General features: G+C 43.2%; 16 protein-coding genes. 10 read left to right on the top strand and 6 right to left on the bottom strand.

What is annotated here, in order from left to right; all coding sequences use genetic code 11:
• Positions 1-98: 98 nt before the first annotated feature.
• The 5 genes from B5Y40_RS27625 (at position 99) to B5Y40_RS27605 (ending at position 3672) form a co-directional block, all read left to right on the top strand.
• A complete protein-coding gene (locus B5Y40_RS27625) occupies positions 99-977 on the top strand; it encodes a cytochrome c4 (RefSeq protein WP_079690128.1) in 879 nt (292 codons plus the stop codon).
• A gap of 24 nt (positions 978-1001) precedes the next feature.
• Entirely contained in the window at positions 1002-1553 is a 552-nt protein-coding gene (locus B5Y40_RS27620) for a cupin domain-containing protein (RefSeq protein WP_079690127.1), read from the top strand.
• A 121-nt stretch (positions 1554-1674) separates the two neighbouring features.
• Positions 1675-2166 carry an RNA polymerase sigma factor gene (locus B5Y40_RS27615; protein ID WP_245840858.1) on the top strand — a complete coding sequence of 164 codons (492 nt, stop codon included), beginning with the start codon at positions 1675-1677 and terminating at the stop codon, positions 2164-2166.
• Between the two features lie 2 nt (positions 2167-2168).
• Positions 2169-2780 carry a hypothetical protein gene (locus B5Y40_RS27610; RefSeq protein ID WP_079690125.1) on the top strand — a complete coding sequence of 204 codons (612 nt, stop codon included), beginning with the start codon at positions 2169-2171 and terminating at the stop codon, positions 2778-2780.
• Positions 2764-3672: a TraB/GumN family protein gene (locus B5Y40_RS27605; protein ID WP_079690124.1), complete on the top strand. Its 909-nt coding sequence runs from the start codon at positions 2764-2766 to the stop codon at positions 3670-3672. The genes B5Y40_RS27610 and B5Y40_RS27605 overlap by 17 nt, the downstream gene beginning before the upstream one ends.
• A 19-nt stretch (positions 3673-3691) precedes the next feature.
• Here B5Y40_RS27605 and B5Y40_RS27600 read toward each other — a convergent pair whose 3' ends face one another.
• Positions 3692-4033, bottom strand: a complete 342-nt coding sequence (locus tag B5Y40_RS27600; protein ID WP_079690123.1) for a hypothetical protein — start codon at positions 4031-4033, stop codon at positions 3692-3694.
• 437 nt (positions 4034-4470) lie between these two features.
• On the opposite strand from B5Y40_RS27600, the gene B5Y40_RS27595 reads away from it, so the two are divergent.
• The 5 genes from B5Y40_RS27595 (at position 4471) to B5Y40_RS27575 (ending at position 10119) form a co-directional block, all read left to right on the top strand.
• Positions 4471-5418, top strand: a complete 948-nt coding sequence (locus B5Y40_RS27595; protein ID WP_079690122.1) for a hypothetical protein — start codon at positions 4471-4473, stop codon at positions 5416-5418.
• Between the two features lie 206 nt (positions 5419-5624).
• A complete protein-coding gene (locus tag B5Y40_RS27590) occupies positions 5625-8024 on the top strand; it encodes an ABC transporter permease (RefSeq protein WP_079690121.1) in 2400 nt (799 codons plus the stop codon).
• A 183-nt stretch (positions 8025-8207) separates the two neighbouring features.
• A complete protein-coding gene (locus B5Y40_RS27585) occupies positions 8208-8585 on the top strand; it encodes a hypothetical protein (RefSeq protein ID WP_079690120.1) in 378 nt (125 codons plus the stop codon).
• A 74-nt stretch (positions 8586-8659) separates the two neighbouring features.
• On the top strand, positions 8660-9559 hold the full coding sequence (locus tag B5Y40_RS27580; RefSeq protein ID WP_079690119.1) for a LytR/AlgR family response regulator transcription factor: 900 nt from the start codon (positions 8660-8662) through the stop codon (positions 9557-9559).
• Between the two features lie 146 nt (positions 9560-9705).
• Positions 9706-10119, top strand: a complete 414-nt coding sequence (locus tag B5Y40_RS27575; RefSeq protein ID WP_079690118.1) for a hypothetical protein — start codon at positions 9706-9708, stop codon at positions 10117-10119.
• Between the two features lie 55 nt (positions 10120-10174).
• Here the strand turns inward: B5Y40_RS27575 and B5Y40_RS27570 are convergent, their stop codons facing one another.
• From B5Y40_RS27570 to B5Y40_RS27550, 5 genes are all read right to left on the bottom strand, one after another.
• Positions 10175-12775 (bottom strand): hypothetical protein, encoded by a 2601-nt coding sequence (locus tag B5Y40_RS27570; protein ID WP_079690117.1) that lies wholly within the window; start codon positions 12773-12775, stop codon positions 10175-10177.
• Between the two features lie 88 nt (positions 12776-12863).
• The gene (locus B5Y40_RS27565) at positions 12864-14141 is read right to left on the bottom strand and encodes a glycoside hydrolase family 53 protein (protein ID WP_079690116.1); all 1278 of its coding nucleotides are present in this window, start codon (positions 14139-14141) and stop codon (positions 12864-12866) included.
• 26 nt (positions 14142-14167) lie between these two features.
• Entirely contained in the window at positions 14168-15346 is a 1179-nt protein-coding gene (locus B5Y40_RS27560) for a glycoside hydrolase family 53 protein (RefSeq protein WP_079690115.1), read from the bottom strand.
• An 81-nt stretch (positions 15347-15427) separates the two neighbouring features.
• On the bottom strand, positions 15428-16927 hold the full coding sequence (locus B5Y40_RS27555) for a RagB/SusD family nutrient uptake outer membrane protein (protein ID WP_079690445.1): 1500 nt from the start codon (positions 16925-16927) through the stop codon (positions 15428-15430).
• Positions 16928-16940: 13 nt separating this feature from the next.
• Positions 16941-20048 carry a SusC/RagA family TonB-linked outer membrane protein gene (locus B5Y40_RS27550; protein ID WP_079690114.1) on the bottom strand — a complete coding sequence of 1036 codons (3108 nt, stop codon included), beginning with the start codon at positions 20046-20048 and terminating at the stop codon, positions 16941-16943.
• Positions 20049-20269: the final 221 nt, after the last annotated feature.

The following is a 20269-nucleotide window of genomic DNA, read 5'->3' as shown; positions in this document are numbered from 1 at the left end:
ATGCAAAAGACTCCGTTTAACGGAGATCAAACTCCGTTACGCGTAGACCTTCCGGTATAGCGGTTACGTATCAGGTGCTAAAACTTGACAGAAAGAATATGTTTAAGAAGATCCTGAAAATTACAGGAATTATCCTGGGAGTAATTGTATTGATTGTCGCTTGCTTTTTCATGAAAGCATACTTTAGTGTGGAGAGCAGACGAAGCACACACTACACTGTTGAACCACAACCTCTGGCTATACAGCAGGATTCAGCAGCGTTGGCATTGGGCGCTCGCCTTGTGAAAGCGAAAGGTTGTACGGATTGTCATGGACAGGACTTGGGTGGTAAAGTATTTGTCGATGATCCAATGCTGGCGCACCTCATTGCACCGAATCTTACGAAAGGTAAAGGGGGGCTTCCGCAAGACCATACCTATGAAGATTGGGTGTTGGCGCTCAAGCATGGTATACGCAAAGATGAAAAGCCTTTGTTGTTCATGCCATCACAGGAATATTTTCTTCTCAGCGAACAGGACATGGGCGCGATCATCGCCTATTGTTCGCAGCTCCCAAAAGTTGACCGTGAATTTAACGAGGGCAATACGCTTGGCCCGCTCGCCTATATACTTACTGACATGGATAAGCTTCCCATGTTTCCAGCGGAAATGATCGATCATAAAAGAACGTTGGTAAAAGAAGTAAAAGCAGAAGTATCCATTGAGTTCGGGAAGTATTTATCAACGTCATGTCAGGGGTGCCACCGTGAGAACATGAAAGGCGGAGACCCCGTGGCGCCTGGCTTCCCTGTTGTAGCCGACATTTCCTCTACAGGGCAACCCGGTAAATGGACAGACGAGCAATTTATCGAGACCCTTCGTACCGGTAAAACACCGGAAGGCAAAATTCTGAAACCAAACGAAATGCCGTGGACTATGGCAAAAGAGTTTACCGATGTAGAATTAAAAGCACTGCATCTATACTTGAACAGCCTTTGAGACATCGCAATCTATATAGTTAGCATGGCTTTTAGAAATAAAGAAATCACCAATCCGGTTACCGGCCAGACCATTAAGTTTTTGCAAACTACAAAGGATACAAACGGTGCCCTTCTGGAAATGCTATCGACCTACCGGGCATTTTCCCAAGAGCCCCCGGTACATTATCATCCGTACCAGACAGAAGATTTTGTGGTAACAGAAGGGGAACTGACGGTGCGTATTAATGGAGAGAAGAAAGTTCTGCAGGCAGGCGATAGCCTCCACGTTGCACCGAATGTAGTACATGCCATGTGGAATAGTAGTGACCAGAAAGCAGTTGTACATTGGAAAGTATATCCGGCACGTGATACCGAATATCTCCTTGAAACTACAACGGGTCTCGCCTGCGATGGCAAGACAAATAAAATTGGTATGCCGGGCTTCCTACAAATCGCTTTGCTGATGAGCAGGTTCTCTGATGTTTTCAGGTTGGCAAAGCCACCCTATATCATTCAGAAAATAATCTTTACCACAATTCTTCCCGTTGCATATCTGCTCGGCTATCGATCTACCTATCAGCACCACATTGATTAGCGCCTGAAGTGTTATTTGTGAATTAGTACGATCATTCACAAATAACACTTCACATTTACCCTTAACGATCTGTAATTATCTTTCCCTATCTTCGACCCATTCATCAAAGTTACCCTCTCACTTGGCGAACGGAGAAGAACAGAATTTCATTAACCTTATTAACGAGCATCAGGGGCTCATACATAAGATTTGTTTTATGTATGAGCATGACCAGGATGCACGCAATGATCTGTTTCAGGAAATTGTACTGCAACTATGGCGGTCGTTTCCCTCGTTCAGGGGCGAAGCAAAGATCACCACGTGGATGTATCGCATCGCGCTGAATACAGCTATATCGGGTTTTAGAAAACAAACGCGTCTCGTAAAAACCGAAGACCTGCAAGAGGTACACATGAATATTTCTGATAACTGGGCGGACGATCGCGAGGAAGATTTTCAGAAACTTCAATGGGCTGTACGGCAACTTCCGGAAATTGAACGCGCCATGATTATGATGGCACTCGAAGAGGTTCCGTACGATGAAATCGCTGAGACTATAGGGATAACTCAAAACAATGTACGGGTGCGCATGAATCGTATCCGTGAGAAATTAAGAAAACTTATGTGCCCGTAAGTATGGAATTAGAAGAACTAAAAAGTATATGGAAGAATAATGATCCCGGCTTTCGGTTGAAAGATGAATCGGAAATCGCATTGATGCTGAAAGGCAAAAGTCAGTCCATTGTCGATAAACTAAAACGCAGCGTTTGGTTTGAACTGGTTTTTACATTTGTAGCTGGTGTTGCACTGCTTATTCATGCACTTACATTACCGAGTGGTGCATTGAAGTGGACTGCAGTTTCCATTCTCCTGCTGTTTGTGGTTTATTCATTCTACTATATTAAGAAACTCACGCTCTTGCGGAATTATAATCCGGGTGCCGAAAATATGCGTGCGTCACTCGAAAGACTTATCGATAACCTCTCCAGTTACCTTCGTTTTTACAAGCGGAGTTATACTATATTATACCCTATATATTTCCTGTTAGGACTTTTGTTTGCAGCCATTGAACGCGGCACTGATAATTTCCTCAACACCATGACAAACCCGCGTACCATTTTTTATCTCTGCACGATTGCCCTGATCTTTTTCTTCTGCAGCACCTGGCTTACAAACTGGTACCTGAGAAAACTATATGGCAATCACCTCGATAAATTAAAAAATCTGTTAGATGATATTCATCAATAAAGATGTGCGGCTAAAAGTAGTCTTGCTTCTTTTAGTCGTTACCATTAACCAGTCTGTTGCACAGAAAAAAGCTGGCGTTGAAAATTCTGTTTTCTGGGAAGTGAGCGGCAACGGACTTGCGCAGCCTTCATATTTGTTCGGAACATTTCATTTGATGAGCCATCGCTATGCCGATAGCTTAACACAGGTGTCATCCAGGTTTGCTGCCGCAAAAACACATGTAAGTGAAATACTTCTTGACAGCACAATGAGCGGTAAGATGATGACGGCAGCTCAATTAGAAGGAACTACACTGGATAGACTACTCACACCTGAACAATTCAAACAAACCAACGATTGGCTGCAGGAACTTTCGGGTTACGACCTAAAAATGTTCAATAGTATAAATCCGATGACGATCCAGGTATTGCTCACAGCGTTGTTACAACAGAGGCATTATCCGCTTGATCCTATAAAAGATATAGCGATGGATCTATACTTTCAGCAACGCGCAGCGAAAGAAGGCAAGCAGCTTATAGGCCTTGAAACATTTGACGACCAGATTCACGCTATATTTGGACAGTTTACGTATGAGCGCCAGGCACAGCTACTGGTAGCAACTGTTGCCGAGAAGGATAAAGCTTTGACCGAACTTAAGAGCATGAACAAGCTATACCGCGAAGGGCGCCTTACACAACTTGAAACGCTCATGGCAGACCAGGTATATACTCCCAAGGAGGCTGCAGTAATGCTTGACAACCGGAATAAAAAATGGATGCAACAACTGCCGGGCATATTTAGACAGCAGTCAACGTTCGTGGCTGTTGGTGCATTACACCTGGCCGGAGAAAACGGGTTGGTAATGTTGCTTCGGAATGCAGGCTATACCGTTAAGCCTTTACTTACAAAATAGCTTTTGCCAGGATGCCTTATCAGGATTTTACGAGTACGATCCTGGTGGGATGACTCAATTTATAGTCGGTTTTACTGTTATTGATTTTGTAGCGGCTATTGACGTATCCCTTTTTATATTCCTTTACACGAGCTTCAAACTCTAGTGTTACGCCTTCCGTGAGTGCCAGTTTTTCAAATCCTTTTGTAAAGCTGAACCAAATGTGATCCGTCACAGCCTTATTGGTTTCAACGTCTACTACATTCTGCAACAATACCGTTTCTTCCGAGTAGCCCTTGAAATTCACCTTCTTCCCCAACCGGCTAAACGTTGCCCTGAATTTTTTCCGTTGACCTTCTTCCTTCGCCAGTTCCTTCCGCATCTCCGTTGAATTAAACAACAATTTTAAGGAATACAGCCTTATACAACAACTTCGTTTCAGGCATTTCATTTCAAAAGAACCCACACCAGTCACCTAAAAACCTATACTGTAAGAAAATCAGATTTCAGAGATCTTAGAACAATGGTATATATACCTGTCCAAAACACAGAACTATAAGGTTGGTGTCTGAAAGTGTAACTTTACAAATTGAACTGTCCTAAACCGGGCTATCAAAGCGAAGCTTCGCAACTTCTCCGCGCTCATAAAGTATATATTTACCCTAAATATACTTTCATGTTACAACGTCTATCCAGATTCATATCACATAATAGTAGTATACAGGCGAATTACATGTATACTTTTTCCATTCATTCCGTTTCATTTTCTAATTTCGACCCCGTTAAAATTATTGTCATGACTTAAATCTTTAATCACCCATGAAAAAGACCCTCAAAACCTCGGCAATGTTTGCCGCACTCCTCTCCTGTTTAGCACTTAGTTGTTTTATCTTTTCCGGTTGTGATGACAATCCGGATGTATGCGTAAAATGCTCTGCGGAATATGCTAAAGAAAGAAAAGTAAAACAGATCGTATACTACGACAAAACTTCTGTGCTCCAGGAGAAGTATACTTTCTTCTATGAAGACAATCTCATTGATAGCATTGTACGAGTGTCCTATGCGGACGCAAGTGCTAAAGTAAGTGCTACCGACAGTATCGTTACTCGACTGAAAGTTCACTATGCCTCTGGTGAGTGTACTCCGTCTTCCTATACGGCAAAGACCTATACATCCGGCAGCCCTGTAAGTGTTGAAAAAGCTTTTCTGGCTATAAGTGGCGATGAAGTTACAAACAAGCATCTTGCCTTTTATCCGGATGAAGACTTCCTGGTTGTAGACGAAACTGCTGACATCGATTATTCTTATGATGGCAGCGGAAAAGTTATAAGCCGCAATGGAACGGACTATGGCATTTTGGTATGGCCGAACCTGTATGGCAACGAAAATTCCTATACCTATACGGGCAACAACATCACGCACGTTAACGCACAAAAAGAACAGGCAGGCTATACACTTGATAATGTATTTGATGCCAAACCCAATCCGTTCAACCTGCAAGGTGGCGTTTTATATTACCTAAACCTGATATCGTATCCTGACCAGGAGTACTTTGAAACATTGGCAGCAGATCGTAACAATGCGACCAAAATGGTATATAAAGGAACGGACACATCAAACAGCTTTGTTACCATGACGTTTACACTTACCTATAGCTACGATGGTTTGAACTATCCTGCTAAAGTAAATATATACGAAGTAAAAGATGATGATGTTTACGGTGACAGCGAAACAGATCACGGAACGTATTTATTTTCTTACTACTAGGCTGCTATAGATAACACTACGCCAGCAGCTCATAACAAATATCGCTGCAGCGCTGAATCGAAATAACGTTAAGGCTTAATCTTATAAAAGGTTGTCTCAAAACTGAGACAACCTTTTTATTTTTCAGAAATCAAAGAGCAAAAAATCCCGGGGCATCTCTGTAACTATTTCGTATCTTCAGAGTAACGTTCTTAAATATATCTGCTATGCTCCGTAATTACCTCTCCATTGCTATACGCAATATTCGCCAAAGCCAGTTGTATGCATTCATCAACATCTTTAGCCTTGCCATCGGACTGGCCGCCTGCATGGTTATTTACCTCTTTATTAAAGATGAAAGAAGCTTCGATTCTTTTCACCATAAAAAGGAAACGCTATACCGGCTGGATGAAATCCAGAATTTTACCGGAACCAATCTGCAGAAGGTAGCGCTCTCCATGCCGGGCATGGGACCAAGCATGGTAGCAGACTATCCGGAAGTGCTAAACTTTACGCGGTTCTGGAGTCATGGCAAAAAGTTATTCAAGAAGGACGAGAAGCAAATACTTGTGGAGCAGGTGTTCGCAGTGGACAGTACGTTTCTCGATTTATTTGATTTTCCATTGCTGGCTGGTGATCCCTCCACAGCGTTGGATGAACCGCAAAGTATTCTGCTGTCGGAAGAAACTGCCCTTAAGTTCTTTCCATCTGTGGAAAAAGCTATAGGTAATATGATCACGATTGTAGATGAAGAATTTAAAATCAGTGGTATCATAAAAGAAGTACCCGAGAATTCACATCTGCAATTCGATGCACTGATTTCAATTACAACTTTTACGAGACGTGATCCTGAATTCAATGCGCGCTGGGGTTCGAACTTTCTAAATACATATTTACTCCTGCAGCCGGCTACCGATATAAAAGCGCTGGAGGCGAAGTTCCCTGAATTTCTATTGCGGCATACTACCAACAAGGATATAAATAAATACTATACATTATTCCTGCAGCCACTAGAGGAAGTACATTTAGCTTCCATGGATATAGAGCATGACTATAATAACTACCGGAAGTTCAACGGCAAATACTTGGACGTATTCTTTATTATAGGCATGTTCATCCTGCTCATTGCAGGTGTTAATTTCATGAACCTTACCACCGCGCGTGCTTCACACCGATGGAAGGAGATTGGCGTCCGCAAAAGTATAGGAGCCAAAAAACTTCAACTCTTTTCGCAGTTTATTTTTGAATCCGTTTTATTAGCGGTCATTGCCCTGGCAGTGGCCTTTTTATTTGACCTGGTATGTATACCCTTATTAAACAATTTGATTGGAAGGCAGCTTGCGTTAACAACGCTATTCGATCATCCCGCGCAGCCAATGCTTCTGCTTGGTATAACACTCGGGCTGGGAATTCTAACGGGTATATATCCTTCTCTCTATATGACTTCTTTTACTCTTGCGCGTATATTAAAAGGAGGCAGCAAAGGCGAAGGTAAATCAATATTTCGCAGTAGTCTCGTGGTGGTGCAATTTGGTTTAGCACTCGCCATGATTGTGAGCACATTCATTGTGCTGCAGCAACTATATTTCATGAAGAACAAAGACATCGGGTTTTCCACAGACCAGATCATGCTGGTAGATATGAATAAAGAAGTCAATGATAAATTTGAGACACTGAAGAACGAGTTGCTTGCCAACAGTAACATTGTAGGTGTAACGGCTGCTGGTCAGCGACTCGGTAATAACTTCCATCAATGGGGATTCAAAGTAAAAGCAGATACCGGTATTGTGGAGATCACTCCTTCGAATGTGAATGTCGATTATGATTACCTGAAAGTATATGGCATCAAACTAAAAGAAGGCCGCGGCTTTTCAAAAGAACACGCGAGCGATAATGGTAAAGCTTTCATCATTAATGAATCGTTCGCGAAAGAACTTGCGCTGAAAGAAACGGTTGGTGCATCAGCCGGTCACAGTTGGTATCACAACGATTCCCTGGGTACGATCATTGGTGTTGCGGAAGATTTTAATTTCAATTCACTGCACTATAAAATAAATACATTGTCGATGGTGGTACATCCCGAATGGGGCTATGATGAAATGTCTATTAAAGTAAATGGTCAGAATGTAGAAGCATCTATAGGTGTTGTAAAGAATATATGGGACAAGAACATTACCAGCTATCCGTTTACCTATACTTTTCTCGATTCCCATTTTGCAAATCTATATCGCTCGGATGAGCAAATGAGTGCAGTCGTTTCGATCATGGCCGGCCTAGCAATTCTAATTTCGTGTATGGGACTGTTTGGCCTTGCTGCAATTACTACTGAAAAGAAAACAAAGGAGATCGGCATCCGAAAAGTATTGGGCGCAACAGAAACACAAATCACCGTTCTGCTATCTCGGAATTTCACGTGGCTTATTGCTATATCTTTTATAGTGGTGAGTCCTATAACGTATTGGCTACTGCATGCTTGGCTTGAAAACTTTGCCTACCGGATCAACATCAACCCGCTGACATTTTTACTGGGGGGTGTCTTGGCGCTTACCATTGCGTTGCTCACCATCAGCTATCATACACTTCGCTCCGCCCGGGCCAATCCGGTAAAGGCGCTGCGATACGAATAGCAATACCCCTATAGCGCAAATTGAAACCAAATTTAATTTTGTCATAGGATAGACGAGCTATCTGAGGGGTCTGTTTTTATAATAGACCTTTTTGATTTTTATGTTGAACCATTGAGCTTGTCTGTATACTTCTGTACCTTAGGTGGTCGTTTAGTAAGGAGTCGTATATAAAAACCACGAAATATGTACGGACGATTGATATTACTGATACTCGCATTATCGACTGCATGCCAGTCTGGTAAACTTCCTTGTCCCGAGCCGAAGTTTGCGAAAATAAAAAGGTCCACGCCACACAAAGGATACTTTGATCCATCGCCACCACTTTCAGAAACAGAAACTACAGATGATCATCACCAGTCCAAAGCTTCAAAGAGCAATTCCAAAATGATCAGTCACGTATCCGTTGAAGAATGGGATTGTCCACAACCTGGCAAGAAAAAATATATGCCCAAAAAGGTTAAGCAGAACATCCGGAAGAACATGAAAAAAATAAACTCCGGAAATGAAGGAAGCGAAACAGATTCAGTGCGTACATCTTCCTATAAGAATGTTCGACATTAACGGATGACGGATCGTACACAGCAACGCAACTTATAATCGAATCAATTCGTACTTTTCGGAAAGAACGCCATTGTATGAATTGGTCTGAGAAATTAAAAGCTCCATTTCCTTTTTACCTGGACGATGATCGAAAGAATATAGTCTTCATCCTCGTGGTGAGTCTTTTTGTGGTGGCCTTCCTCAGTGTTTTTAAACCAAATTTTTCGCATCACACAACATTAACAGTTGCACAGAAATTTCTCTTTGGTGGTGTCACCTTCGTAGTACTTTTTGTAGACATTATTATTTTACCCAGATTGTTTCCGAAGGCATTCGATAACTTCACCATCGGTAAATATATTCTCATCACCATTCTTCACCTTGTACTCATTGGTATAGCCAGCACCATCATCGATGAATTATTTATCTGCCCGCAACGTACCCTCTGGGCGAACATAAAAGGAGCAAACTTGCAGGTAGCACTTACCGGATTTATGCCTGTGACGATTATGTTTCTCTTTCTGAAAAATAAAATGCTGCAGCAAAATCTGCGAAGTGCATTGGAAGCGAATCAAGAGTTGGAAAAAATCAAGACACTTAAAAAAGAAGTCCCTGTTAAATCAAATGCGAATGCTCCGTTGATTTTACATTCTGATACCAGCGAGACGCTAAGCCTGCATCTGCCGGATCTGCTGTTCATTCAAGCCGATGACAATTACTCTACTGTTGTGTGGAAAAACGGACAAGGCATCCAAAAGAAGTTGCTGCGTGTCAACCTCAAAAGTATTGAAGCACAGATCAATAATTCATTTGCCATTCGGTGCCATCGCTCCTATATAGTAAATGTTAACGCCATCAGTAACATTACCGGCAATACGAACGGTTATAAGCTTCAGATACTGGACACCGATTATTTCATCCCCGTGTCGAGGCCAAAAGGAAAGGAAGTAATTGAAAAGATCCAACAGCTTCGAAATCTGATGGAGCTCGCCTGAAATTGCTATACCGTTCGCCCCAAAGCGTTTTCTTTTTACCCCAGCCGTTTACAATCCGCGACATCCATGATGCTGTTTACTTCATTGAACAGCAATTTTCATCGCGCACGATTTCCTTCGCGTAAGGAAATATAAAATACTGCCATATGAAAAATTTTATCGCAACACTAACATTAGCTATAGCTACCATCACGGTATCTGTAGCGCAAGAAAAACCTGCTCCACGCACAGAGTACACAGTCGAACTTTCATCGTCTACACTTGAAATTAAACCTGGTGAAACAAAAGACGTGACGATTTCCCTGAACCGCTCCAAAGCATATTCGAAATCAAAAGCAACGCTCGGCATTTCCTCAAGCTTACCGGAAGGTGTAACGGTAACATTCGAACCTGCGGAAGGTGTGGTTGAAAATAGTATTGCTAAAATATCGGTGGCAGCGAATACAAAGACAGGTGACTACAGAATTATTCTGACCAGTGCAATGCAAAATAAAAATAAAGGTGCAACGCTGAAACTGGTAGTTGCAGAAGGACCCAACGATACGGTAACACGCAATTGATATATAGTTTCAGGCTGTGTATCTGATGTAGTAGTACACAGCCTGAAACATTTTTTTACTCTACACGAATGCTTTCGATAGCAATGCCGTGTTTGGATTGCAGTTCGGACACTGCTATACCTGGCCCGACTGAAATCTGTAAAGACTCCACGGCCGTGATGTCAAAATCGCAAAGAGCCGAAGGCTTGAAGAAGTATGGCAGAAAACCGGGATACGGCCTGGGCAATGTCACGAGCTTTACATTCTGAAGTTCCGAAAGGTTGATGCTATATTCTGTGGCGTCTACCCCTACCGTGATAACACCGCCATAAGCGGAGCCATCTTTCATTACCAACGCGAGTTGAAGTTTGCACGGATTCTCATTCAGAGCGCGACCTCGGAATACAAGCTTTTTCGCTTGCGGGAGACCGGATTTCAATCCGCTGATTTTATCACCAAAGAAATACCGCATGGAGTAATCATGAATTACTTCAGCATTTTTATTTTCCGGATCAATCTCGAATAACCGGTTAACGTTCACCTGAAGTTCTGCTTTCCCTGGTTCGGCCAATGGCACTACCATTGAGCTTCTCAACCATTGACGCGACAAGTCACTTGCATCGGTGGCGGCATCGAATAAATATATTGCAGTTTTTTTTGCCGTTACCGGAATTACAAAGGGCTCACCATAAAAATCCCAATCTGCAGGCTTACCTTCTACAGCGGATGGATAGGTAGTACATACATCGTTCGACTTCACAGCAATGAAATAGCGGAGCATTCCTACCTTTACAAATTTCTCAGGAAGCGTAACGCTATAGGTATAGCCAGTCACATGTTCCATGGGTAACACTTCCGGTCTCCATCCTGACCCGTAGATATATACTTCCACGGCGTGTGCCGGTGTCGGTGTTACAACCGTGGCCTGCAATGTCCATGTGCTTACTTCGGAAAGCTGAGCCAGCGGCTTATGCAATGTGTATACTTTGTCCACAGACGAACGTGGCGCTACAAATTCATTAAGATTAATGTTCTTCCACCGCGCAGCAGGGCTAATTTTTGCCGCCGTATTCTCACCAGTCAATAAATATGTACCCGGTGTAATTGCAAATGTTTTGCCTGAGGCTGTAACCCAATACATATTCCCTTCATTGATACCTTTCACCTTGAAGTTCGCACCAAGATCAGAAAGGTTGATGGTCATAGGCCATTCACGCCAGTTAACAACAGCAACTTTCTTTCTAGGACTATTCTGTCCGAAGGGATCATTTACCCAAACCGCATCAGGCAACACTTCCAAACGCCACACACCGGCGTCAATACGATCCAGAAAATATGCACCAGTCCCTTGATACTTTATTACAGGAGAATTTCCCCAACCTGCAATCTCCTGTAGTTTCTCTGCAGCGGGAGGTGTTGTGGTTGTATGATTGGTATAGATGAACTCACGCTCCGTAACCATCTCCGCCAAATCTTTTTCATAGCTCACTTTAAAATCACCAAATGAAGTATTGGCCGGATAGCTGCCATAGTTTTTATACAATGGCAGACGATGGAATACTTCACCTGCAATTTTAAGACTTAACGCCTTCTGTGGCGCATATACCAGGTTCATGTAGTGCGTATTATACTCTGTGTTAACATCCGCCATATAGGTTGGATCATATGCAAAGTGAGTTGCAATCTGGAGCCCTGCTTCACGGAAACTTCTGGCCATTGCAGGATATATATAGGACCGCCCGATATCGGCTGCATCAAACTCATATACCAGCTTACCTGTCTTTTTAAATTTTGGATTATTCGCAAATGGAATACTATACCGGTCTACATTGGGTAGCAGATTCCCGCCAAGTTCATGTCCTGAGCCAAGCCCTGTAGGATACCATTGAAACGTACCGCCTTGTATACCTGCATCAAAGTACGCATCAGCAAGATGTATGCTGTGGCTGATGTTATAGAAGATCGGTTTACCACAGCCGGTTTTTTTCATGGATTTCACCATACGGCTAATAAACGCGGTAACTTTCTCCGCAGCTTCCTGGTGATGTGGTTCGTTTGAAATCTCGAACGCTATAATATCCGGATCATTTTTATAGGCAATGCCCGTATAGGGGTTCACATGGTTCAAAAATTGAAACAGGTAATTCTCCTGCGCTTTTATAGCATCTTCATTTGTGAGACACGTATCTTTGCCATACTTGGTTGCAAAGCCCGGTGTTTTTTCTTCCGGCTCCGGATAACCATTGGGCCAGTATGCTATAGGAGTCAACATAAATTTCATACCTCGGTCTTTCATCTTTTTCAACATATAGTCGAAAAGTTTAAGATGTTCGTTGTTCAGTATATTTCCAACGCTGTCGCTGATCTCACAATCCCATACGTGTACACGATATAGGTCAAATCCCAACCGCGCAAAGTGGTATACATCATCATCGATAGCTTTTTCCAAGGAAATATTTTTCTTCTTTGCCGCCCGGTATCCGTGTGCAAAGGGTACGGTATAATTGACGCCAAAGGCATGCACCTCTTCATTTGTTTTTCCCCAGCGCATTATTCCGTTTTTATCAACATACACATCGTTTGATTTTTGTGCATGCGCGCTCAACACTGTTATAAAAAACAGAAAAAAAGCAACCACTATTTGATACTTCCTACGTTCTTCGCTGTTCACCTTCATATATACTTTTTTAATACACGTTATTCACCTGGCCTAATAGGAAATATCCCTTCAGACAGAATGAACAAAGTATCACTGATCATTAGATTTACTTATAACTATACTTTGTAAAGTCAATAGACTCTGTGGCGTTGCCTTCAAAATCAAAGAAGGCGCAATTCTCCCACGATGATCCGGTACCCCAAAGGTCTTTCATACCTGAGCTGATCCATGCAGGCTCCCAATAGACAACACCTTGCCCTCCGCCATCAAGCATCTCTTGCGTAAGCTTGATGAGCAAATCTGACTGGCCCTTTTTAGAAAAAGGAAATCCGGCAATAGCCGATTCATTTCCGAAGTTATTATTATAGGCATCGTCACTTCCGGTAGTCCAAGGATATGCTGTCTCAAGCATGATAACAGGCCTGCTATATTTATTTTTAAATGCCGCTACTCTATCAGAAAGTTGATCGAGTGTTACGGTTGGATGCCACAATGGATAATAAGAAAAACCGACCATGTCAAAATTAGTAACACTACCTTTTGCCATAATATTATCGAACCACCACTCCACGTTCTTGGGATCTGCAACATGAAGTATAATTTTAGTTTTTACAGATGATACTGCTGAAACTGCCTTCACTGCATCTATAGCAGCCTTCACTACCGTTCCGAATTGTTGCCATGCGCCGTTGCATACATTGCAGGCAGGGAAACCCTCGGGAGCATCGGTATAGAGCATGCCACAATTCGTTTCGTTACCAACCTGCACCAGCTCCGGCATGATACCCTGTGCATTGAGGTATTGAAGCGTTTTATAGGTATAATTATATACTGAATCACGCAACACCGTAATGTCCCTGATCTCCTTCCATGCAACCGGTATCTTTTGATTCTCCGGATCAGCCCATGTATCCGAATAATGAAAATCAAGCAGCACCGGTAAGCCCTGCTCTTTGGCAAGTCGCATCGACTTCGCTACATCAAAAAGATCATTATACAATTGAGTTCCCTGAGCGCCGTATACTTCTTTCGTCCATAAAGGGTTATGCCATAACCGTAGGCGCACCAGGTTGGTACCGTGATCTTTAAAAATCTGATATGGATTCTTTACAACACCACCATCTTTATATACACCGTTGTGATCCAACACCTGGTTTACATACGAGAGATCGGCACCAAAGTAAAAACCGGTGAGGTCACGTGGTTCTTCTCCATCCGGATCATCTATTGTCGGATCATCATCTTCCTTACAATTCACAAAAGAAAACAGACATATTGTGAGGGCGATCGCTAGCGCGCTTCTGAATTTCATCTCTTGAATACTCGTCTTTAGTTTAAATTCACTCTTATATACTTCAAGTATCGAGAGAGTTATATCTCTCATACCTGAAGTATATAGTATACTATAGATTAATTAAAGGCATTGAATCCTTGCATTGCTTTCCAGCTAAAATCAAACAGCGCAGCGTTTTCCCAACTAGAACCATTCTCCCAGTTGGTAGCAGATGCTCCATTATAGGCTGTCCAGTCAGGCTCCCAGTATACTACGCCTAATCCTTTGTTGTTGGGAATAGACTTCACCGTTGCCATCAGTTGTTCAATGAATGCTTGCTGTCCCGCTGGTGTCATGGCGTATCCGGACATCTGACTTCCGGTGCCCAGTACATTTCCCGCCTGATCAGCATAGCCCGTTGTCCATGGATAGGCCGTTTCCACTACGATACACGTTTTGCTATACCATGATGTGAGGTTGTTCAACTGATTATATACATCTGAAAAGCTTTTCCCATGCCACTCGGGGTACCAGGAGAAACCCATGATATCATATTGTATTCCGAACTTGCTGCAGCGCCAGAAAAAATTATCAGCCCATATACCCGCATAGTGTAACATCACTTTTGTATTCGGGAATACAGTCTTTACAGCATTATACCCGGAGTTGATAGCATACTCGAAACTGTTGTCCCAATTCGTGTCGCTGTCAGCAGATACTTTGAACGTTGGCCATAAAAAACCTCCGTTGATTTCATTACCGATCTGTACAATTGCAGGTGCTGTACCCTGGCTTTTTAACTGGTTCATGACATCGCTGGTATAGGACCAGATTTTATCAATCAGTTGTTGCTGCGTGAGGCTGCTCCATGCAGACGGTTTAGTTTGCGTGCCTGGATCAGCCCATGTATCTGAGTAATGCAACGTGAGCATGAACTGCATACCCTTCGCAACAATTTTCTTCGCTTGTTCCTTTACTGCTGCGAGACTACATTCTTTATGATTTGCATCGGGGTTAACCCACAGGCGCAAACGCACCAGATTTACATTCGAGCTTTTCGCAATGTCAAACACGGTACCGGCCGAACCATTCGCATAATAAAATTTACCACCGCGTTGCGTTTCAATTTTATACGCGAAAGATAAATCCATGCCCCGATACGTAAGACCACTAGCCTTTGCGTTCGCAGAGGAAGTGCCTGGTTGCTGTACTATATCCTGCTCTACCTGCCCATCTTTTACAACAACCTCTTGCTCGCAACCTGCCAAAAATATCAATGTACATGCAACCAATGCTATAGCTATATATCTTTTCATGGTTTGTTGATTTGAGGTTTAAATCATGATTAAGGTCGATGATACATGAACCTGCGCGATTCATGTATCATCAGGAATTAATTAGTTGGTATAGCCATCGTTTTGTTCGATGATGCCCCTGCCTTCGATAATCACGGCACTCGGAATCGGAAACAGAACCTGGTGCGGCTTGGCATCCTTACCACGCGCTATAGCACCCGATATAAATTTACCATGACGGATCAAGTCTTGTCTGCGAACACCTTCCGCAAATAGTTCACGGCCGCGCTCATCAAGAATTGCATCACGGAATTCATCTTCCGTCATATCTTCGAAGTCGGCAACACCGCTGCGTCTGCGCACTTCGTTCACATACGTATATGCTTCCGCAGGACCGCGTTGTTCATTGATCGCTTCTGCCACCGACAGATATACTTCCGCGAGACGGAATACAACCATATCGATTGCATACCCGGGACCATCGCCTGTGAAAGAAGTATATTTCAATGGTAGCGGACCTTTCCACCAGGTATCCGTGCGGTCTACTTCGCCCCAGTCCGCAGTATACGCATCGATGATTGCAGTTTTGCGCTCATCATCTGCTTCGAATTTATCGTAGAAACTCCACGGCATATTATAGCCACTCCATCCTCCTGCTTTACGTGTGATGTTTCCCGCCTGACGGAAATCCGAAGGAAGAACTTCTTGTATATAGTAGTTTGGCGTTGCATCGCTTGAGGGTACCGCGTAGATCAACTCATTGTTACCTTTCTTTGTAAAAACATCCGCATAGTTATCTTCGAGTGCATACCCCATACTCAAAATTTCTTTTCCGATCGCCTCAGCTTTGGACCATTGCTTTGTATGCATATATAGCTTTAGCAATACCATGCGCGCTACACCTTGCGAGACTCTCCCCCACTCGGTTGTATTTCCATTGTATTTCTCTGCGAGAAAAGGAATTGCTTCTGTCAGATCGGTCTCCATTTGTGCCGTGTATACTTCATCGCTCAAACGAGGAAGAATTTCAGTATCATTTAAAGTAGCCGGATCAAGCTTCACGTTTACCGGGCCAAAGAAATCGTATAGTATATACATGAGCCAGGCGCGCAGCACTTTCGCTTCTGCTACATATTTATTGCGGATGGATTCACTAACATCGGTCGCATTGCTGATCTTGTTGATAACATCTGTAGCCCGCGCAACAAAACGTATTTTATAGTATACCGTTTCATTACCACCCGACCACGTAGAAGGACCAAACGTAAAATTCTCCAGGTTCGGATCCCAGCCATTCAACATTTCGTCTGTGGTCAGGATGCTGCGCATCAGGTAGGTTTTGTTATCAGCATTATACAGTGAATTATACCACGTATTGTCGCCCGGATCGGCCATGCCCCAGTTCGTAGAGAACGGGCTATACAGGGCTACCACTGCAACATTGAAATCAGCTTCTGTTTTAAAGAAGTTCTCAGGACTCACCTGGGTATATACTTTCGTCTCCAGCGCATCATCACAACTTGCCAGGGGGATCAGCAACACGGCCATCACCACCAGTGTACGCATCACAGATTGCTTACTATATCGATGAATATTTTTCATACGTACGTTCATTTTAGAATTTAAGATTAACACCAAAGGTTGTGGACAATGCCTGTGGATACGGATTAACTTCCGTATACTCCGGGTCGTATCCTTTATAGTTAGAGAAGACCGCCAGGTTTTGTACATCTAAAAAGATACGGGCAGACTGAATGAATTTCTTGCTACCCCACAGTTGGTCCGGCAAGCGATATCCGAGGGTAATATTCTTCAACCGCACAAAGCTTGCTTTCTCTAAATAGAAGTCATGCGTGCCTGTAGGATTGTTGCCACTATACGGATTGCTTGCAACACCGGGCAATGTTCCGGTTGGATTTTCAGCAGTCCAGATATTCGTTACATCCGTCAGTGTATTTTGTGAATTGCTGTTTGCGATACGCAGCGGATCATAGAAACCTGAATAGTTATTAAATGCAGATTGTCCCAGGAATCCATAGAAGAAAAAATTCAAATCAAAATTCTTGTAGGACACTGTATTACCAAAACCGATATTCCATTTTGGGCTCGTGTTACCGAGGAGCACTACATCCTCACTGTTTAGTTCACCATCGCCATTGTCATCTATATACTTGATGTTACCAGGTTTTGCACCGGCCATATAGTCGGGTACATCTGCTGTGCTGGTGATGATACCATCCGTTCTCCAGCCATATACTGCATTGATGGGATCATTCGCTCCTATATATTCAGGCAATGCTACTTGCGGATTGCGCTCCACCCAATAGCTCTTGAAGGTTGAAAGATTCAGTGTGGTAGACCAGCGAAGCGAGCCGTTGTCGATGTTACGGGAAGTAACGGAAAGTTCGAAACCACGACTGCGTGTAGATCCTACGTTGGCTGCCACTTGTCCGTCAGCATTATTGGAAGGGAGTTTATTGAAGTCGAGCAGATCCTTTGCCGTGCGTTGGTATATTTCCAATGATCCGCTGATGCGATCACTCCACAAGCCAAAGTCAATACCTACGTTAATCATCACATCCGTTTCCCAGGTCAGGTTTTGATTTCCTACCTGCGCAAGGGTAACACCATTATAGTATGTATTGCCTATGAGGTAATAAAATCCGGATTCATAAAGATCCAGTGCGTTGGTTGGAGAGATACGATCGTTCCCTACAGTACCATAACCTGCACGGAGTTTCAAATCAGAAATCAGCGGAGAGCTCTTCAGGAAATCTTCCTGATTGAGGCGCCATGCTGCAGATATACCCGGGAAGAATCCGTATTTGTCTTTTGGAAATGTACTCGATCCATCACGTCTTCCGGTAAACGTAATGATATACTTATCGAGCAGTGAGTAATTAGCCCGGAAGAACTGTGATATCTTTGTAGCATTCGGAGAGCGGTATGAACTCATAATTGCCTTGTCTTTATTGGCACCTATACCAATGTTATTATAGTCCAGCGCATCGGTAAAGAAATCAACGGCCTGGAGGCTGAACGACTCCTGTATACTATTATAGTATCCGGCACCGGCCACCAATGAAAGGTTTCCGAGACCAACTTTCTTATCGTATGTGAGGTATGCTTCCGTGGTATAATTATCCAGACTACCGGAACCTAACTGCGCCATACCTTGTGGAAGCTGCGCATTTTGTACAGCACGTGGTAAATAGAAGTTACGCGTTGATGATTGTTTGTCTATACCGACTACAACATTCGCTTTCAAGGCATCTGTTACCTTAATCTCCAATGTAGGCGATGCAATGATACGGCTTGTACGTGTTTTGTCTTTTATACTCAGAAATGCCACAGGATTCGTGATCAGTGGATCAAAAGTCTTTGTATAGTTTCCGTTATTATCGTATACTCCTACCGTTGGTGAATACGCGTATGCAGATTGCAGCATATTATACTTTTCCACACCCCCGGCATTTGCCCCTGACGATGCATTCTTATTGTTGATCTGGCTTAATGTAAGATTCAGTCCGAACTTAACGCGGCCACCAAGTTTCTGTTCCAGGTTTATTCTGCCGGTATAGCGCACGAAATCCGAATTCTCTAAAATCGCTTTGTTGTTATAGTAGTTGAACGAAGTATATAATTTAGCCTTATCCGTTCCACCGGAAAGAGATATATTATGTTCCTGTATACTTCCGTTGCGCATTACTTTATCGAGCCAGTCGGTACCAACACCGGCCTGTTGAATTTGCTCGTTCGTAAATTTCGGAACGAATGCTCCTACTGAAGACGGATCTGTATTTCCATAGGGAGCAATTCCATTGTCGTATAGATATTTATCTCCCGCCAAACGGTTCTGCTGTTGCATGAACTCCGTTGCGTTCATCAGGTTGTAATAGTCTTTGGGCGATTGTATAGTATAGCTTCCGCGATACTCGGTGGTTACAGCACCTGCCTTTCCGCGTTTGGTTGTGATGAGTACTACACCATTTGCGGCCGCAGATCCATATATAGCGGTAGCACTGGCATCTTTCAAAATATCAATGGACTCGATATCAGAAGGGTTGATACTGCTGAGCGGATTACGATCTATACCACCGTAGTACCCAAGATCGCTATCCGTGAGCGAAGGTTCGGAAGTACCATTGTTTAATACCGGCACGCCATCAATAACATATAGCGGAGTATTGTTACCATTCGGAGATATAGCACCGCGTATATTCACGGTGAGTCCACCGCCCGGTTGCGCACTGCGTTGTGTGAGGTTAAGACCCGCAGCACGGCCTTGTAATAAATTATCGATCGAAGTGTTAGCAACCTGTGGAAGGTCGGCTGCTTTAACAGAAGACACTGCCCCTGAAATATCTTCTCTGCGTTGTGTTCCGTACCCGACTACAACCACTTCACTCAATGTTTGAATGTCTGGCATCAATTGGATGTTAATCGCTGTCTGGTTGTTGATCGCGATTTCTTCTGACAAGTATCCTATAAAAGAGAAGGTCAATATACCTGAAGTATTTTCCGTTTCGGGAACACTCAAAGAGTACGATCCTGTCTGATCCGTTACGGTGCCGAGGCTCGTCCCCTTCAGAAGAACATTTACACCCGGAAGCTCACTCCCGTTCTCGTCTGTAACCTTTCCGTTGATAACCTTTTGCTGTGCCTGAAGGCTATAACAGGCCGTTATCAGCATTGTAATTGTAAAGAGTAATTTTCTGCTCATACGTAGATGGTTTAATTTTCTCAACCGATTGCAATGTATATTCAAACGATTGCAAGGCTTGACACAAATCTTACAGGAATCGACAAAAAACCAACCACTGGAAGTTATAATCCTTCTTTTTGCATGAATTTTCAGTCATCCGCAACAGCGTGCAAGCGGGCGCGCAAAAAACGATTGCATCCCACTTAAAATGTAGCGTACTTCATTTCGCGAGAAAGAAC

The organism is Ohtaekwangia koreensis, from assembly GCF_900167975.1.
Lineage (GTDB): Bacteria > Bacteroidota > Bacteroidia > Cytophagales > Cyclobacteriaceae > Ohtaekwangia > Ohtaekwangia koreensis.
Note: the sequence above shows the minus strand (reverse complement) of the source record. Positions and strands in the feature narration are given on the sequence as shown.

Bases quoted from the DNA above. Each gene is read 5' to 3' on its own strand.
- B5Y40_RS27575 (WP_079690118.1), top strand. From the start codon at position 9,706: ATGAAAAATTTTATCGCAACACTAACATTAGCTATAGCTACCATCACG.
- B5Y40_RS27580 (WP_079690119.1), top strand. From the start codon at position 8,660: ATGAATTGGTCTGAGAAATTAAAAGCTCCATTTCCTTTTTACCTGGAC.
- B5Y40_RS27550 (WP_079690114.1), bottom strand. From the start codon at position 20,048: ATGAGCAGAAAATTACTCTTTACAATTACAATGCTGATAACGGCCTGT.
- B5Y40_RS27595 (WP_079690122.1), top strand. From the start codon at position 4,471: ATGAAAAAGACCCTCAAAACCTCGGCAATGTTTGCCGCACTCCTCTCC.
- B5Y40_RS27590 (WP_079690121.1), top strand. From the start codon at position 5,625: ATGCTCCGTAATTACCTCTCCATTGCTATACGCAATATTCGCCAAAGC.
- B5Y40_RS27605 (WP_079690124.1), top strand. From the start codon at position 2,764: ATGATATTCATCAATAAAGATGTGCGGCTAAAAGTAGTCTTGCTTCTT.
- B5Y40_RS27620 (WP_079690127.1), top strand. From the start codon at position 1,002: ATGGCTTTTAGAAATAAAGAAATCACCAATCCGGTTACCGGCCAGACC.
- B5Y40_RS27555 (WP_079690445.1), bottom strand. From the start codon at position 16,927: ATGAAAAATATTCATCGATATAGTAAGCAATCTGTGATGCGTACACTG.
- B5Y40_RS27570 (WP_079690117.1), bottom strand. From the start codon at position 12,775: ATGAAGGTGAACAGCGAAGAACGTAGGAAGTATCAAATAGTGGTTGCT.
- B5Y40_RS27585 (WP_079690120.1), top strand. From the start codon at position 8,208: ATGTACGGACGATTGATATTACTGATACTCGCATTATCGACTGCATGC.
- B5Y40_RS27560 (WP_079690115.1), bottom strand. From the start codon at position 15,346: ATGAAAAGATATATAGCTATAGCATTGGTTGCATGTACATTGATATTT.
- B5Y40_RS27565 (WP_079690116.1), bottom strand. From the start codon at position 14,141: ATGAGAGATATAACTCTCTCGATACTTGAAGTATATAAGAGTGAATTT.
- B5Y40_RS27600 (WP_079690123.1), bottom strand. From the start codon at position 4,033: ATGCGGAAGGAACTGGCGAAGGAAGAAGGTCAACGGAAAAAATTCAGG.
- B5Y40_RS27625 (WP_079690128.1), top strand. From the start codon at position 99: ATGTTTAAGAAGATCCTGAAAATTACAGGAATTATCCTGGGAGTAATT.
- B5Y40_RS27610 (WP_079690125.1), top strand. From the start codon at position 2,169: ATGGAATTAGAAGAACTAAAAAGTATATGGAAGAATAATGATCCCGGC.